9 protein-coding genes and 1 pseudogene are annotated in these 17179 nt (G+C 69.9%); 7 read left to right on the forward strand and 3 right to left on the reverse strand.

Annotated features, from left to right (window positions below):
• The first annotated feature begins 10 nt into the window (after nt 1-10).
• The 7 genes and pseudogenes from EDD92_RS49475 to EDD92_RS49505 all read left to right on the forward strand — a co-directional run.
• Nucleotides 11-1129 carry a class I SAM-dependent methyltransferase gene (locus tag EDD92_RS49475; RefSeq protein ID WP_123971037.1) on the forward strand — a complete coding sequence of 373 codons (1119 nt, stop codon included), beginning with the start codon at nt 11-13 and terminating at the stop codon, nt 1127-1129.
• 1 nt (nt 1130) lies between these two features.
• Nucleotides 1131-2264 (forward strand): nucleotide disphospho-sugar-binding domain-containing protein, encoded by a 1134-nt coding sequence (locus EDD92_RS49480; protein WP_123971038.1) that lies wholly within the window; start codon nt 1131-1133, stop codon nt 2262-2264.
• Entirely contained in the window at nt 2261-3424 is a 1164-nt protein-coding gene (locus EDD92_RS49485; protein ID WP_123971039.1) for a class I SAM-dependent methyltransferase, read from the forward strand. The genes EDD92_RS49480 and EDD92_RS49485 overlap by 4 nt, the downstream gene beginning before the upstream one ends.
• Before the next feature lie 26 nt (nt 3425-3450).
• Nucleotides 3451-4236, forward strand: a complete 786-nt coding sequence (locus EDD92_RS49490; protein WP_260327436.1) for a TylF/MycF family methyltransferase — start codon at nt 3451-3453, stop codon at nt 4234-4236.
• Between the two features lie 104 nt (nt 4237-4340).
• Nucleotides 4341-5549: a methionine adenosyltransferase gene (gene metK, locus EDD92_RS49495; protein ID WP_123971041.1), complete on the forward strand. Its 1209-nt coding sequence runs from the start codon at nt 4341-4343 to the stop codon at nt 5547-5549.
• Between the two features lies 1 nt (nt 5550).
• Nucleotides 5551-6534: a carbohydrate kinase family protein gene (locus EDD92_RS49500; protein ID WP_123971042.1), complete on the forward strand. Its 984-nt coding sequence runs from the start codon at nt 5551-5553 to the stop codon at nt 6532-6534.
• Between the two features lie 490 nt (nt 6535-7024).
• Nucleotides 7025-7848, forward strand: a pseudogene (locus EDD92_RS49505) (DNA polymerase III subunit alpha); the annotation flags it as partial.
• 155 nt (nt 7849-8003) lie between these two features.
• On the opposite strand, the gene EDD92_RS49510 reads toward EDD92_RS49505, so the two are convergent.
• The 3 genes from EDD92_RS49510 to EDD92_RS49520 all read right to left on the reverse strand — a co-directional run bounded on the left by EDD92_RS49510 (nt 8004) and on the right by EDD92_RS49520 (nt 17176).
• Nucleotides 8004-9533 (reverse strand): S8 family serine peptidase, encoded by a 1530-nt coding sequence (locus EDD92_RS49510; RefSeq protein ID WP_123971043.1) that lies wholly within the window; start codon nt 9531-9533, stop codon nt 8004-8006.
• Nucleotides 9534-9612: 79 nt separating this feature from the next.
• Nucleotides 9613-10596 carry a TauD/TfdA family dioxygenase gene (locus EDD92_RS49515; protein WP_221268339.1) on the reverse strand — a complete coding sequence of 328 codons (984 nt, stop codon included), beginning with the start codon at nt 10594-10596 and terminating at the stop codon, nt 9613-9615.
• A gap of 121 nt (nt 10597-10717) precedes the next feature.
• Nucleotides 10718-17176 (reverse strand): non-ribosomal peptide synthetase, encoded by a 6459-nt coding sequence (locus EDD92_RS49520; RefSeq protein WP_123971044.1) that lies wholly within the window; start codon nt 17174-17176, stop codon nt 10718-10720.
• Nucleotides 17177-17179 lie beyond the last annotated feature (3 nt).

Below are 17179 nucleotides of genomic sequence, written 5' to 3' on the forward strand. Positions count from 1 at the left end.
GGCAGAGAGCATGGACTCCGCACATGTGGCGCGAGCCCTCATCGACAGTGCCGGGGGCACGCCGTCGCACACCCGAGAGGAGATCGAACGGATCGGCGTCGACGAGGCCGCCGCGTTTCTCGCGGCCGAACTCGCCGGCCGTGTCGAGACCAGAGCACTCAGCGGCTCCGCCGACATCCAGTTGGTGTTCGAGGGATCCCGGACCATGCCGTGGGTGCTCAACGTGAGCCGCTCCGGCGTCTCCCACCGGTCCGGCGAACTGCAGGATCCCGAAGCCGTGGTGACCCAGGACCTGACCGAGGCCGCACGGTCCTTGTTCGGGCCGTCCGGGGAACAGTCCGCCGCGACCCGCACCGTGTTCTGGCGCGACCACGACGACCCGCGCGTCTACTTCGACCCGCCGCCCGTGTTTCCCGCCGTCGAGCGAATCCTGGCGGCGCTCGACGGGCACGGCACGCCACGCCTGGCCGAGCTCGCCCTGCGGCACGGCTCGGACAAGTGGGGCGTGCACGAGTACACGCCCCACTACGAGCACCACTTCGCGCCCTACCGAGACCGCGCCGTCACGATCGTCGAGATCGGCATCGGCGGATACGACGACCCCGCAGCCGGCGGCGGCTCCCTGCGGATGTGGAAGAAGTACTTCCGACGCGGGCTCATCTACGGCGTGGACGTCACGGACAAGAGCTTCCACCAGGAGCCACGCGTCGAGACCGTCGTGGCCGACCAAGCCGATCCGGCATCACTGAGCGACCTCGCCGACCGGATCGGGCCCATCGACGTCGTCATCGACGACGGCAGCCACGTCAGCGCGGATGTAGTGACGGCCTTCGGTGCCTTGTTCCCCCGGCTGCGGCCCGGCGGGCTGTACGTGGTCGAAGACCTGCAGACGTCGTACTGGCCCAGCTTTCACGGCGCCTACGACGATGACACAGGCACGAGCGTGGGATTCCTGAAGGCGCTGGTGGACGGGCTGAACCACGCTGAGTATCCGGCGCGGGCTGGCCGCCGGCCGCAGCTCACCGACCAGACGGTGGGGGGCCTGCACTTCTACCACAACCTGGCGTTCGTCGAGAAGCGCGCCAACACCGGACACGGCGGCATCAGCCGGCTGAGGGAGGCGGACTGACATGCGTGTGATGGTGGTGGCAACGCCCGCGCTGGGTCACCTGTTTCCGGCGGTACCGCTGCTGTGGGCGCTGCGTGCTCTCGGGGACGAAATACTCGTCGTCACCGCGGGTGACGCCACCCGGGTCAGTGAAGCCGGGCTGCCCGTGATCGACGCACTGCCTGGCGAGACCCTGACCACCTTGTTCGACGATTTCCAGGCGATCGATGCCGCATTCTTCGCGGGACTGAGCCGCAGACCCATGGAGTCGATGGCCGATCTCACCCCCGTGCTCGCGCACGTCGCGGCACGTCTGCTGGAGCCCACCCGTGCCGTCGCAGGGCGCTGGCGACCCGACGCCGTCCTGACAACCCATGGGCAGGGTGCCGGACGGGCGGTGGCGGCAGAGCTGGACATCCCCCTGATCGAACACGGTCTCGGCTTCGCCCGCAGCAACGGCATACAGGAAGCCGTGCGCACCGTCCTGGCGGAACAGTTCGGCTCATCAGGCGTGCCCCCCACCTCGCTGTTCGTCGACATCGCAGTACCCAGCATGACGACAGTCCCGGAAGGCATGACCATGCGCAGCGTTCCCTACAACGGGGGAGCGCTCGTGCCCGACGCGGCGCTCACGACGACCGGTCGGCCACGCGTCCTGGTGACGGCGGGCACACAGCTGCTGCGATCCCACGGAGTCGACGCCCTCGCCTGGCTGCCCGAAGTCGCAACAGCGTCCGACACGGACTTCCTGTTGGCAGCAGGAGACGCCGACCTCTCAGCGCTCGGCGCGCTCCCACCCAACGTCCGGACCCTGGAATGGACCCCGCTGTCCATACTGCTCCCGACATGCTCCGCCGTCGTGCACCACGGAGGCTCGGGTACCACCATGTCAGCTCTCGCCGCGGGCGTACCGCAACTCGTGATGCCAGCGCTGGCCGACAACCACATCAACGCCCGGGCCGTCGAGGAACGCGGAGTCGGCATCAGTACTCACGAGGCCGCCGGAACGGCCCTTGCCTCAGTGCTGAGCGAACCGGCGTTCTCGAAGGCCGCGCGTGACGTCGCCGCCGAGATTCACTCTCTTCCACCCCCAGCCACCGTCGCCGCCCGCCTGCACGACGTTTGGGGCCACCCGACAACTTACGGAGAGGCATGACCACTACGACAGCGGCAGCGCTGACCGCCCTGCCGGCCACAGCCGGCCTTCAGCAGCGAGAACTGCTCGCTGCGCTCGACCAGATCGGCCTCGAAATGGCCGCTCAGATCCTGATTCGCGAACTGCTGACCCGGTGCGACACCCCGGACAACACCGACGAGGCACGGGTGGGCTTCGCCGTGGAGCACCGCGACCAGCGGACCGAGCGTGTCCTCGTCCTGCGCAAGGGCGAGTCGGTCCAAATCGACGAGTACGTGAGCGAGTCGGCCCCGGCTCGACTGACCTTCGACCTCGCCGATCTGGTCCGTGGCGTGTACGGGCCCCCGCCCGGCCCCGGAGCAGGCTGGTTCCGGGTCGACCGAGACGACGAGTGGTTCGTACGGCATGCCGACGAGACCGAGCCATTCCGGATCTTCGAGTCGTACATGCGCGCCGTGGACGTCGTCATCCGGGCTGCTACCCCGCACTCCGGCGATCTGGGGCAGCTTGCAGCGCGCTACGCCTCCGACAAATGGGGGCTGTGGCACTGGTTCACGCCCCTGTACGAGCACCACTTCGCACGGCTGCGCTACCAACCCGTCCGCGTGCTCGAACTCGGCATCGGCGGTTACCAGGACCCCGCCGAAGGCGGTGGATCTCTGAAGATGTGGCGGTCCTACTTCCCCCAGGGCCACGTCTTCGGTGTCGACTACTTCCCGAAACACGGGCTGGACGAGGACCGGATCCACACCTTCCGGGGTAGCCAGGACGACTCCGAGTTCCTTCGCCGACTCGCGGCGGAGCACGGGCCGTTCGACATCGTCATCGACGACGGCAGCCACGTCGCCCGGCATCAGCAGACGGCGTTCAAAGCGCTCTTCCCAGCTGTCCGCAACGGAGGCTTCTACGTCATCGAAGACCTGTGGACCGCCTACTGCCCCGGGTACGGGGGAGCGGCGACGGCGCAGGCCGGCGGGGACACGTCGATAGGTCTGCTCAAGACGCTCCTCGACGACCTGCACTACGAGGAGTGGACGGCGCCCGAGCCGACCGATCCGGGATTCGCCGCCCGAGACCTGGTAGGCCTGCACGTCTACCGCAACCTCGCGGTCCTGGAGAAGGGCCGCAATGCCGAGGGAACGATCCCGTTCTTCGCACCCCGTGAGATCGACTACGTATGACCGACCGGCCAGTAGGAGGCGAACAAGTGACGGAACATGCCCGCGACCTGTACCTCGACCTGATGAAGAGGGTACTGACCAACCTGATCTACCGGGACGCGGCGATCCAGACCTTCGAGTACGAGGGCGAAGCCGGAGTCGACGCCAGGCTCCTCGGGCGCGACTGGCCGAGCGTTGCCCACACCATGGTCGGGCTGAAGCGGCTGGACAACCTTCAGCACTGTGTGGAGACCGCGCTGGCCGACCGAGTGCCCGGTGATCTCGTCGAGACCGGTGTCTGGCGCGGTGGTTCCTCGATCTTCATGCGAGCCGTGCTGCGCGCACACGGCGACACCACCCGCCGAGTCTGGGTCGCCGACTCCTTCCAAGGCATGCCGGAAGTGGGCCCCAAGAGCCACGAGGTCGACCGGGAGATGCGGTTGCACGAGCACAACGGCGTGCTCGCGGTATCGGTCGACCAAGTACGGGCGAACTTCGAACGCTACGGCCTGCTGGACGATCAAGTCCGGTTCCTGCCGGGCTGGTTCAAGGACACCCTGCCCACGGCGCCGCCCGGCCCGCTGGCCGTGATCAGGTTGGACGGCGACCTGTACGAGTCCACCACGGATGCCCTGGAAAACCTCTTCCCACGGCTTTCCCCGGGAGGCTTCGTCATCATCGACGACTACGCCATCCCGGCGTGCCGCGACGCGGTGCACGACTACCGAGACCGAAACGGGATCACCGAGCCGATCAACGAGATCGACGGGACCGGCGTCTACTGGCGCAACAGCCACGCGCACCGTCTCTCACAAGAACTCGCTACCCGCTGAACTGACGACCTGTTCCTCGAGACGCACCCTGTCCGCTGGTGGAGTGACGAGGTCGGGGCGGTAGCCGTGCCCTCGTCACTCCGCAGAGCCACCGAAGGAAGTGCATGTCCCGTCGCCTGTTCACCTCGGAGTCCGTGACCGAGGGTCACCCCGACAAGATCGCTGACCAGATCAGCGACACCATTCTCGACGCGCTTCTGCGCGAGGACCCGACCTCCCGGGTCGCCGTCGAGACGCTGATCACCACCGGCCTGGTCCATGTGGCCGGCGAGGTCACCACCAAGACGTACGCGGACATCGCGACCCTCGTCCGCAACAAGATCCTCGAGATCGGTTACGACTCCTCGAAGAAGGGCTTCGACGGCGCCTCCTGCGGCGTGTCGGTGTCCATCGGCGCGCAGTCCCCGGACATCGCCCAGGGCGTCGACACGGCGTACGAGAACCGCGTCGAGGGCGACGAGGACGAGCTGGACCGCCAGGGCGCCGGCGACCAGGGCCTGATGTTCGGCTACGCGACCGACGAGACGCCGACCCTGATGCCGCTGCCGATCTTCCTGGCGCACCGTCTGTCGAAGCGCCTGTCCGAGGTCCGCAAGAACGGCACCATCCCCTACCTGCGCCCCGACGGCAAGACGCAGGTCACCATCGAGTACGACGGCGACAAGGCCGTCCGCCTCGACACCGTGGTCGTCTCCTCGCAGCACGCGAGCGACATCGACCTGGAGTCGCTCCTCGCCCCCGACATCCGCGAGTTCGTCGTCGAGGCGGAGCTGAAGTCGCTCCTGGACGACGGCATCAAGCTGGACACGGACAGCTACCGCCTCCTGGTCAACCCGACCGGCCGCTTCGAGATCGGCGGCCCGATGGGTGACGCCGGCCTCACCGGCCGCAAGATCATCATTGACACGTACGGCGGCATGGCCCGCCACGGCGGTGGCGCCTTCTCCGGCAAGGACCCGTCCAAGGTCGACCGCTCCGCTGCGTACGCGATGCGCTGGGTGGCGAAGAACGTCGTCGCCGCGGGTCTCGCCTCCCGCTGCGAGGTCCAGGTCGCGTACGCGATCGGCAAGGCCGAGCCCGTCGGTCTGTTCGTCGAGACCTTCGGCACCGCCAAGATCGACCACGAGAAGATCGAGAAGGCCATCGACGAGGTCTTCGACCTGCGCCCGGCCGCGATCATCCGCGACCTCGACCTGCTCCGCCCGATCTACGCCCAGACGGCGGCGTACGGCCACTTCGGCCGTGAGCTGCCCGAGTTCACCTGGGAGAGGACGGACCGCGTGGACGCGCTACACAAGGCCGCGGGGGTGTGAGGTGCGCATAGCGGTCACCGGCTCGATCGCCACCGACCATCTGATGCGCTTCCAGGGACGGTTCGTCGACCAGATCCTGCCGGACAAACTCGATCACGTGTCGCTCTCCTTTCTCGTGGATGATCTCCAAGTACGCCGCGGCGGCGTCGCCTCGAACATCGCCTTCGGGCTCGGACAGCTCGGCCTGCGGCCCGTACTGGTCGGCGCGGTGGGCCGCGACTTCGAGGAGTACGACGAATGGCTCCGTCGACACGGGGTGGACACGCACTCGCTCCATACCTCTCGGGCCCAGCACACCGCACGGTTCCTCTGCACCACGGATGACGACGGCAACCAGATCGCCTCCTTCTACGCCGGCGCGATGAGCGAGGCATCCGCCATCGATCTCGGCGCGGTGTCGCAGCACGTCGGAGGCCTGGATCTCGTGCTGGTCGGAGCAAACGATCCGGAGGCGATGCTGCGGCACACCCACGACTGCCGTACGGCCGGATTGCCCTTCGCCGCAGATCCGTCCCAGCAGCTCGCACGGCTTCAGGGCGACGCGATCAGAGACCTGGTCACCGGTGCCGAGTACCTCTTTACGAACGAATACGAGGCCACCCTGCTGTTGATCAAGACAGGCTGGACGGCTGATGACGTACTGGCCAGAGTCAGCACCTGGGTAACAACCTTGGGTAGGAAGGGCTGCCGGATTCAGCAACAGGGTGAGCGTGCCATCGAGGTTTCGGCCGTGCCCGTCACCGAAGCCGAAGCCCCCACCGGCGTGGGTGACGGATTCCGCGCCGGTTTCCTCGCGGCACTCGCCTGGGGACTCACCTCGACTCGGGCCGCCCAGCTCGGCTGTGCAGTGGCCGCGAACGTCCTGTGCGCGTCTGGTCCTCAGGAATACCAGCTGGACGGCAACGAGTTGCTGTCGCTCTGCCGCTCGTCCTACGGGCCTGAGACGGCCTACGACCTGAGCCGCCGCCTTTCCCACTTGCGCTGACCACAGGAGTGGTCAGCGACTGATCCCGCTGCGCTGCCCCTGATCACATGCGAGTCCGGTTCGTCGAGCCTTGGAGAGTCCCACCATGACCGCACACCCGGAGGTACTGCTCTCGCCGTGGTGCATCGGATGGAACATGCCAGCGTGGGAGCATTCCGCGTACTCGAACCCCGAGGCGTTGTGCGAGGCTCTTGCCGAGCGACTCGCACAACGCCTTGGGATCCATGGCCCACACAGTTCCCCTCCGGACAGGCTCCGGCTGCGGTCACCGATCAGACCGGCACCAGGCGCATGCCGCGGTCGCCCCGGCTGCGCCCAAGGCCCTGGGGCACCGAAAGCGGCTGTCTCAGTCGATCGGGGCGAAGACTTGGGCGGATTCCGGGCTTGGAGCGTCGGCCGATGTTGACCAGCTCCAGCGGCGGATCACCATGCTGGAGCAGCAGCTTTCGACTATGCAGGGCGAAGCCCGCTACGGCGCCTCCCTGCCCGGCGCGACCTGGGCTTGGGGCGGCCGCACTTCCCCGAGCCGCAGGTCGTGGGTGCCGGGCCGGAGGCCGGCTCTGCGTTGCGCCTGCTGCGGCAGCGGTGCGAGGCCGGGATGGTCGCCCGCGGACTGGATACGGACGAGCGGTCCGTGCGGCAGCTCGAGTACGAGCTGGAGGTGATCGGCCGCCTGAGATACGAGGCCTACTTCCTGGTCGTCGCGCAGGTCGTCGCGGACGTGCGGGACATGGGCATCCGGGTCGCCGCGCGCGGCTCGGGCGTCGAACGGTTCCTCAGCGAACGCCGCACCTCGCTGCCGGACATCGACCTGGACGTGGAATCCACCCGCCGCCTGGAGGTCTACGACAAGATCATCGAACGGTTCGGGTCGGAGCGGGTCGCGGTCACCGGCATGCCCGAGACCTACCGGGCCCGCACGCCCTGCGCGACACCGGCCTCGCCCTCGGATTGCCCCGCAGGTGGTGGGTGATCCGCACCGCGCTGCTCGAACTGCCGGAACTGCGCCAACTGGCTGCACAGGCAGGCACGTTCGGATCGCTGTGGGAGCTGGCCGAAGGCCTGGACACGCTGCCGCGCCGCTACGCCATGCACCCGTGCGGGGTGATCCTGTCCAACGCCAGCCTGCTGGAGAGGCTGCCGGTGCAGCCGACCCCGGCCGGCTACCCGATGGTGCAGGCCGACAAGGAGGACGTCGAAGACCTCGGGCTCCTCAAGCTCGATGTGCTGGGGGTGCGGATTCAGCCGGGGAGCCCCTCCCACCCCCGACCAACCCGAAGATCATCTCACCCACCGGTCAACGTGACAGCACCTCGACAACATTGCGGGGTCCCCGCCCAGCGCCGCCCACGCCCGGGCGACACCCATGTCCCTTGAACACACCGTGCGCTGTGCGACGCGTCACCATGGCGCGGGTCCGGCACCGACGGCACCGGACCCGCGCATGCCCTACGCGTGCAGCCGCACGGTCACCAGGACACGGCCTTCAGCGCGTTCACGATGCCCCACCCGTAGAACCCGTTGTGGTTCTTCGAGCCCTTGCACACCGCGTCGATCTTTCCGTCCGCGTCGATGTCATACGGGTCGGTGCACGCCGTCCCGTCCGCCTCGGCGTACAGCAAGGCCTTCACCACGGCGGCGGAGGCGTCCGGATGCGTCGACTTGATGAGGGCCGCCACGCCGACGACATGCGGGGTGGCCATCGAGGTGCCCGACATGTATCCCCACTTGCCGCCGGGCAACGGGCCGAGGATCTTACCGCTGGTGGCGGGCGGGGCGGGGGCCTGGTAGGCGGTCGAGTCACCGCCGGGGGCGGCGACGTCGATGACACCGAGGCCGTAGTTGGAGAACGACGACTTGAGGCCCTTCGCCCCGGTCGAGGCGACGGTCACCACGCCCGGCAGCTGAGTCGGGATGGCGAAGCACTGGTGCGGGTCGATCACCCGGTCACTGGGCGTGCCGTCGTTGGGGGAGACCGGGTCGGTGATGGAGGCGGCGTCCAGGTCGTAGCCATCGTTGCCGCCCGCCGCGACATTGACTGTGCCCTTGCGCTCCGCGTACTGCGACGCCCGGGTGATGGCCTCCGCGAGAGCCTTCTGGTCCGGGTCGCTCGCGCAGTTGAAGTACCAGGGGTCAGTGTAATAGCTGTTGTTGGTGACATCGACGTGGTGGTCGGCCGCCCACATGAAGCCGCAGACCACGGCCTCGGTGTAGATGTAGCCGGCCGTGGTGGCCACCTTGATGCCCGCGACCCGCACGCCGGGCGCCACACCGGTGATACCGATGCCGTTCTTGGCGCCCGCGATCTCACCCGCCACATGGGTGCCGTGCGGGCTCTCCTCGGCGGTCGGCCGCCAGGAGCCCTCGGTGGTGTCCGGCTTGCCCGACACGCAGTTGGCGGACGCGTCGCGGTTGAAGTTCGGCGCGATGTCCGGGTGGGTGTCGTCCACACCGGTGTCGATGACGGCCACGGTGACACGGCGGCTGCCGAGCGTCCGCTCGTGTGCCTTGTCCGCCTTGATGGCGGGCAGGTCCCACTGCAGTGGCTCCAACGGGTCCTGCCCGTCAGCGGCCTTGGCGTGCGCGACCTCGTCGGCGGTGAGCGCCTTCGGCGTACCGACGTCCGTCGTGGACTGCGCCGGGAGCGGCGCGTGACGTGTGGCGCCCGCCGACTGCACTCCGGGTACCGCGCGCAGGGCGGTGGCGAAGCCAGGGTTCGTGGAGTGGACGACTATCACACCTATCTTGTCGTACGTCACGACGATCGTGCCGCCCGCCGCGGATATGGCTCGCTGGACCGCTGAGAGGGTGTGACGGTCCGTCCTGGTGTTGACCACGTACGACAGTTCGGGTCCCTCGGCGGCCTGTGCGGCGGAGGCGGCGGGCGCGGTGCCCGCGGCGGCCGAAGCCGCGCCGGGCAGGAAGCCCAGGGAGGCGGTGAGCGACAGTACGACTGGTACGGCGAGGGCGAGGCGTCGTTTGGAAGTCAGCTGAGCCACAAGGTCTCCATATCATTCGAAAAGGGATCCACCGCGGACACGGTGCTTGGCACGAGTGCGGCCGGGGGACTCACGGGTGTCAGATCCCGAGCGCGGTCTCGGGGAGCCGGGCGCGCAGCGGGTCCGCGAAGGCCAGCAGGACGCGCCGGTCGCCCTCGAAGGCCTCCCGGCTGTGCGCCATACGGACGTTGTCCACCATCAGCAGGTCGCCCGCCTGCCAGGGTTCGCGGCGGGTCGCTCGCACATAGGCGTCGTTGATCACCTGGATGAGGTCGGCGGTGAAGGGTTCGCCGTTCCCCCACCCGGTGTTGAAGGAGAGGCCGTCGGGCCCGAGCACCGAGACGAGGTAGTCGCGGACGTCCTCATCGAGGCTCCACTCGGAGAAGAAGGCGATCTGGTTGAACCAGGACCGCCGTCCCGTGACCGGGTGGGTGATGAGGGCGGGTCGACGGTGCCAGGTCCGCAGGTCGTCGCCTCGCCACTCGAACTCGATGCCCCCCTCGCGACAGTACCGTTCCACCTCGTCCCGGGAGGAGGTGCCGAAGGCCTCCGCCCAGGGCAGCCCGACCGTGTCGCTGTAGTTGCGGGTGAGCAGCCAGCCCTCGGTCTCCAGGCGGTCCACCACCTCGGCGGGGAGCGCGTCGACCACGGCGCTGGAGTCGGCCACGGCGGTGCAGCCGCCCTGGTCCGGGGCGGTCAGGCAGCCCATGATGAGCATGGCGGGGAACTCACGGGCGTAGCTCAACTCGTGGTGCATGCACATGGTCTGGTCGTCGGCCCAGCTGGCGGTGGAGTAGACCGGTCCGGGGGCCTCGTCGCGGTGGGCGAACCCCTCGTGTTCCACCATCAGTTCGTCGGTGTCGGCGAGCGCCTTGCTGACCGCGGCGAAGGTCTCCGGGTCGCCCAGCCCGAGGCCCCGCACCAGCACGGCGCCGTGCTCCGTGACGGCCGACCTCAACTCCCGCCTGTTGCGCCGGGCCCAGTCGAGGGCTCCATCACGTGCGTCATCAAGTGCGTCCACATGCCATACAACCAACGGGGAGCCGTTGCTGACCGCTGTCATCATCCGTCCTTCATCCATCACGCCGGCCGTGCCGGTGCTGTTCGATTCGCCGATGTCCGGCCGTGCGGGACGGGAGCCCGTCACGCACGGCCGGAACTTTCCGTGGTTCCAGGAAGAGGGGCTAGAAATCCAGCACGATGACCCCTTCACCGAGGAGGCTCTCCTCGTGGCGGACCTGGCGCGGGGCAACCAGCTCGGCCTGACCGGCGACGGTCGCGTGGGTGAACAGCTGTGCCACCCGGACCGCACTGGAGAAGTGCTCGTTCAGCAGCGCGTGCAGGCGCAGCACCTTCAACGAGGAGCCGCCGAGTTCGAAGAAGTTCTGGTCGATCCCGGCGACCGGGCCGCCGAGGACGTCCTGCCAGATCGCGCAGATCTGCTCCTCGGTCGCGGAGCGCGGTGGCGTGGCGGAGACGGCCTGGTCGGACAGGAAGCGCGGGAGCGGCAGGGCGGCCCGGTCCTGCTTGCCGTTTGCCGTCGTCGGAATCGCGTCGATCACGATGAACTCGGCGGGGACGAGGGCCGACGGCAACTGCTCGGCCAGGTGCGAGCGCAGCTGCGACGGCAGACGGTCCGTATCGGCGCCCGCACGAGGGACGGCGTACGCCACCAGGTGGTACTCCTCCGTGCTGCGGCGGTGCGCCACGACGACGCACGCGGACACCGACGGGTGTGCCAGTGCGACGCTCTCGATCTCGGCGGGGTGCAGGCGCACTCCGTTGATCTTGAGCTGGTCGTCGATCCGGCCACGGACCTCCAGCAGCCCGTCGGGGCGCAGCCGGCCCAGGTCACCGGTCCGGTAGAGCAGGTCCGACGCGTCGGCGCGCTGCGGGTTCGGCAGGAAGGCCGCCTCGTTCGCCTCGGGGTTCTCGAAGTAGCCGAAGGTCCGGAACGGCGTGCGGATGAGGATCTCCCCCAGCTCGCCCACACCGCACAGCTCACCGTTGCGCGTCAGGACGGCCTGGCACTGCGGCAGCGGCGAGCCCACCGGCAGCAGCTGCGGCAGCGCGGCGTTCCGCGGGACGCGGTAGGCGAACTTCGCCATCGTCGTCTCGGTCGGGCCGTAGAGGTTCACCACCTCGGCGGAGTCGGGGAGGACCTCCCGGAACCGCTCGACGAGCGCCGCCTTGAGCGGCTCGCCGGCCAGGAAGGCCAGCCGCAGCTCGCCCAGGCCGGTACCGGCCGGCGCGTCCAGCAGCCATGACTGGAGCACCGTCGGTGCCGCGTGCAGCACCGTGATCCGCTCCCTCACCAGCCAGGAGAACACCGCCTTCCCGCCCAGCACGTCCTCGGGCCCGGGCAGCACCGTGGTGCCGCCGCTGACCAGGCCGACGAGGGTGTCACGGAGCATCACATCGAAGGAGGAGCTGGTCAGCTGAGCGCACCGGTCCTGCGACGTCACACCGAACTCCTGGCTCTGCCAGCGCAGGAAGTGGGTCAACGAGGCGTGCCGGCCCAGGACTCCGCGGGGCGTGCCCGTGGTTCCCGAGGTGAAGAACAGGTACGCGGGGGAATCGGGGTCCACCGCCGGGAGCGCCACCTCAGGGGCCGGGAGCGACGCCTCGCGGCCCGCCAGCGGCGACAGCCCGGTACCGGCGTCCACGGTGGTCTGCGGCATGCCCTCGATGACGGCGGGCTGCGGCTCGTCGGCCTCCTCGACCCGGACGCAGAACACCGGAGCGCCGACGGCGACCAGGTGCTGACGCCGCCCTGCCGGCAGCGCCGGGTCCACGGGGAAGAACACAGCGCCGCTGCGCAGCACCGCCAGCATCGCCACGACGAACCCCGGACTCCGCGGCCCCGTCACCGCGACCACCTGTCCCCGCCCGCACCCCGCCGCGACCAGGTGCCGGGCGAGCTCCTCGGAGCGGTCGACCAGCTGCCGGTAGGTCAGGGCGGAGCCGCCGTGGCTGACGGCCGTGGCGTCCGGTGCGATCGTGGCCCGGGCCGCGATCAGTTCGGTCACCGGCGGCTGCGCGGGCGCGTGCATCGGCGTCGCCAGGGCCGCACCGGCATGGGCGTCACCGGGCAGGACCAGGGAGTACGCGTCCAGCGGGCGGTTCGGTGCGGCGACGACCTGGGTCAGCAGTGCGCTGAACTGCCCCAGCATGGCCGCCGCGCGGGCCGCCGAGCAGGAGTCGGTGCGGTAGACGAGCTCGATGTGCAGGGCGGCGTCGTCCCGCTCCGAGACGTAGAACGTGAACGGCAGCTTGGCCTCGGGCTCCCAGAGGGTGTCGTCGAACAACGTCTCCACGCCGTCGATCACCGCCTCCTCGTGGAGCCGGCCGAGGTAGTTGAGCAGCACGTCGAACACGGGACTGCGGTCGAGGCGCCGCACCGGGTTGAGTCGCTCCACTAGCAGCTCGAATGGCGCGGCCTCGTGCGCGTAGCCCTCGTGGAGCCCGGCGCTGACCCGGGAGAGCAGGTCGAGGAAGGTCGAGTCGCCGGCCAGCTCGGTCCGCAGCACGAGCGTGTTGAGGAACAGGCCGACGATGCTCTCCGTCTCGACGGCGTCACGGTTGGCCACCGGGTAGCCGACCACCACGTCCGACTGGCCGCTGAGCCGGGACAGGAGCAGATTGAGCGCGGCCATGGCGATCTCGAACGGGGTCGTCGAGGTCTGCGCCGCGAGTCTGTGCAGTGCCGCGCTGGTCTCCACGGGCACGCTCCGCGCGAGGCGGCCGTCGGCCCGGCCGCTGCCCTGGGGCTCCGGCACGTCCGTCGGCAGTTCGAGCTGGGGCGCGCCCGCGAGCTTGGCGAGCCAGTACTGCAGATCGGGCTCGACCGCCCCGCTCGCCACCCGTTCCCGGACGGCCGCGGCGTAGTCGATGTACTGGACCCGCGACGGCGCCGGCACGGACTGCGCCTGCGACGGATCCGCCCGCCGCCCGTAGAAGGCCGCGAGATCGCGCATCAGCAGCCGCATGGACCAGCCGTCACCCGCGATGTGGTGGAGCGTGAGCAGGAACCGGTGCTCGGACGGGCCCGTCCGGAACAGGGCGAACCGGACCGGTGCCTCCTCGGTGAGCCGGAAGGGCATCATGTCGTCGGTCTGCACCAGCCGTGCGACGGCCTCGTCCAGCTCCGCGGGATCGCACGCGGTCAGGTCGTGCTCGGCGTAGGCCAGGGGCAGCCCTTCCCGGACCCGCTGGGTCGGTGTCCCGCCGGCCGCGTCGTAGGTGACGCGGAGCAGCTCGTGCCGGGCGACGAGGTCCTCCAGCGCGAGGCGCAGGGCGGGGACGTCCAGCGGGCCGCGGAAGGTCACCAGCGTACGGATGTGGTAGGCGGTGCTGTCGGAGTCGAGCTGGGACAGGAACCACATCCGCTCCTGCGCGAAGGACAGCGGGTGGCCGTCCGTGCGGGCGACCACCGCTATACCGGTGTGGGTCCGCGGGGCCGTCTCGTCCACCAGGCGGGCCTGGGCGGCGATGGTGCGGTGGGCGAAGTAGGCGGCCGACGGCAGGTCGAGGCCGAAGTGCTCGTTGACCCGGCTGGCCAGTTGCAGGGCCAGCAGGGAGTGGCCCCCGATCACGAAGAAGTCGTCCGTGCTTCCGAAGGCGTCGCTGCCGAGCAGTGCGGACCAGATCCCGGCCACCGCCCGCTCGGTCTCGGTGGCGGCCGCCACCCGCTCCGCGGTCGCCAGCTCCCCGTCGCCGAGCCGGGACAGCGCCCGGCGGTCCACCTTGCCGTTGGCGGTGAGCGGCAGGGTGTCGACGCGCAGGAAGTGGGAGGGCACCATGTGGGTCGGCAGGCGGCGCAGCAGCGCCGCGCGCAGGGCCTCGTTGGAGGGCGCCGAACCGGTGGCCTCCAGGTAGGCGTAGAGCAGCCCGGTCTCCCCGCCGGTCGCGCGGGGGAGGACCACGGCGCGCTCGATCCCGGGTTCGTCCCGCAGCGCCTGTTCGATCTCGCCCAGCTCGACGCGCTGGCCGCGGATCTTGACCTGGTTGTCGCGCCGCCCCAGGTAGCGCAGCTGTCCGTCGGGCAACCAGCAGGCCAGGTCACCGGTGCGGTACATCCGGCCGGTGCCGTCCCCCTCCGCGACGAACGGGCCGGTGCCGAACGGGTCCGCGACGAACCGCTCCGCCGTCAGCTCCGGGCGGTTCAGGTAGCCGCGGGCCACCTGGGCCCCGCCGATGCAGAGTTCACCGGTGACGCCGATCGGGCACGGCCGGCCGCTGTCGTCGAGGACGTAGAGGCGGTTGTTGGGCGCCGGACGGCCGAGGGTGACCGGCCGGTCGCGTTCCACGTGCAGCGTGGTGACGTCCACGGCCGCCTCGGTCGGGCCGTAGTAGTTGATCAGTCGCGCACCGTCGTCCCCGACGGCGCCGAAGAAGCTCCGCGCGAGACTGCTGTCGAGCTCCTCGCCGCTGCAGACGCAGAACCGCACTCCCGGGAAGCCGTCCTGACAGGAGTTCAGGTACTGGCTGAGCATGGACGGGACGAAGTGCACCACGGTCACCGCGTGGCGGCGGATGGTCGACCGGATCAGCTCGGGGTCGGACTCTCCCCCGGGCGGGAGCATGACCTGCCGGGCGCCGATCGTCCCGGGCAGCAGCAGTTCCCAGACGGAGACATCGAAGGTGTACGGCGTCTTCTGCAGGATGACGTCGTCCTCGCCGAGTCCCAGGTCCTCGACCATCCAGTGCAGCCGGTTGACCAGGGAGCGGTGCTCGACCAGGGCGCCCTTGGGGAGCCCGGTGGACCCTGAGGTGTAGATGCAGTAGGCGAGGTCGTCCGGCCCCGCGGTGGGCGGCGGGTCGTCGGTGCGCTCCGACAGCGGCCCGGCCAGGTCCAGCAGCGTCCGGCCGGTGAGGAGGGGGTCCGCGGCGTCCGCGGGGTCCACGGCGTCCCCGACCCGCAGCACGACGGCGCATCCGCTGTCGTCCAGGACGTGGCGGACCCGGTCGTCGGGGTCGGTCGTGCTCAGCGGCAGGTACGCGCCACCGGCTTTCAGGACGCCGAGGACCGCCGCCGTCAGGTCGGCGGACCGGGCCAGCCGCAGCGCCACCAGGGAGCCGGTCGCCACGCCGTACTTGTCGCGCAGCGTCCACGCCAGTCGGTTGGCCTGCGCGTTGAGCTCGGCGAACGTCCAGGACCGTTGCTCGTCGACGACCGCGACGGCGTCCGGGGTGCGCCGGACCTGCTCCTCGAACAGCTGCACGACGGTGGTGTCGAGGTCGTACGGTGCGTCGGTGCGGTTGAAGCCGTGCGTGACGAGCTCGCGCTCGGCGGCGTCGAGCAGTTCGAGGGCCTCCACCGGCTCGTCCGGCCTGGCCACCGCGTCCGCCAGCAGGACCTCGAAGTGGCGCAACAGCCGTTCGATGCGGTCGGCGTCGAACAGTTCGACGGCGTACTCGACGGTGGCGAGCAGCCCTTCGGGCGTCTCCGCGAAGAACAGCGTCAGGTCCATCTTGCTGTGGCCGTTGCCGACGCGGACCGCCTGCACTCCGAGGCCGGGCACCTGTTCGCCGGGCTCGCCGAAGCCCTCATCGGACATGATCATGATGTCGAAGAGCGCGTTGCGCCCCGCTTCGGTGTCGGCGCCCGCGTCACGGACCACCCGGTCGAACGGGTACTCGGCGTGGCCGAGGGCGCCGCGCACGGTCCGGTGGCTGCTGAGCAGCAGCTCGCGGAAGCTCGCGCCGGGCGCCACCGGATCGCGCAGCGCCACGCTGTTGACGTAGCAGCCGACCTGGTCGAACAGCTCGGGCAGCGGCCGGTTGACGGCGGAGGTGCCCAGGGCGATGTCCCGCTGCCCGCTGTAGCGGTACACCAGCACCCGCAGTGCGGCGCTGAGCGCGGCGAACGCCGTGGTCCGCTCCAGCCGGCAGAGGTCCTTGAGGGCGGCCACCGTCTCCTGCCGCAGGACGCGGGTGGCGTTCGCGCCGAGGTGGCTGCGCACCGTCGGGCGGGGGCGGTCGGCGGGCAGGTCCACCCGCTCGACCGGCTCCTGGAAACGCTGTCGCCAGTACTCCCGGGAGGCGTCCAGGGCGCCGCTGTCGAGCACGGTCTGCTGCCAGACCGCGTAGTCCTTGTACTGGAGCCGGGCACCGTCCTCGGCCTCCTGCGGGGCGCCCTGCACACCTCGCCGGTAGGCGTCCAGCGCCTGGTCGAGGAGCACGGTCAACGACCATCCGTCGACCGCGATGTGGTGCGCCGCGAGGACCAGGACGTGGCGGTCGGCGGCCTCCTGCACCAGCATCACGTGCAGCAGGCGCCCGGCGGCCAGGTCGAACGGGCGCGACACGAAGTGCTCGATCAGCCGGTCGGTCCCCTGGGCGGCGACCCGGTACGTCCAGTCCAGCTCCGCGTCGGCGGCCGGCCGCTGCCGGGGCACGCCGTCCACGCTGCCGAACACGGTGCGCAGCGCCTCATGGCACCGCAGCAGCTCGGTGAACGCCTCCTTGAGCGCCTCGACGTCCAGCTCGCCGTCCAGCCGGTAGACGGCGGGAACCGTGTACGCGGCGTGGGCGTCGCCGGACTGGACAGCCAGCCACATCGTCAGCTGCGCCGACGACAGCGGGTACCACTTCGCGTCCGGGGCGGACGCGATCTCGCTGATGCTCTGCGGTGCGGTCATCGC

The sequence above is a fragment of the Streptomyces sp. TLI_185 genome (assembly GCF_003814765.1).
Lineage (GTDB): Bacteria > Actinomycetota > Actinomycetes > Streptomycetales > Streptomycetaceae > Streptomyces.

Excerpts from the sequence above, each read along its gene's own strand:
- EDD92_RS49475 (WP_123971037.1), top strand. The coding sequence starts at position 11 with ATGGACTCCGCACATGTGGCGCGAGCCCTCATCGACAGTGCCGGGGGC.
- EDD92_RS49480 (WP_123971038.1), top strand. The coding sequence starts at position 1,131 with ATGCGTGTGATGGTGGTGGCAACGCCCGCGCTGGGTCACCTGTTTCCG.
- EDD92_RS49485 (WP_123971039.1), top strand. The coding sequence starts at position 2,261 with ATGACCACTACGACAGCGGCAGCGCTGACCGCCCTGCCGGCCACAGCC.
- metK (WP_123971041.1), top strand. The coding sequence starts at position 4,341 with ATGTCCCGTCGCCTGTTCACCTCGGAGTCCGTGACCGAGGGTCACCCC.
- EDD92_RS49515 (WP_221268339.1), bottom strand. The coding sequence starts at position 10,596 with ATGACAGCGGTCAGCAACGGCTCCCCGTTGGTTGTATGGCATGTGGAC.
- EDD92_RS49520 (WP_123971044.1), bottom strand. The coding sequence starts at position 17,176 with ATGACCGCACCGCAGAGCATCAGCGAGATCGCGTCCGCCCCGGACGCG.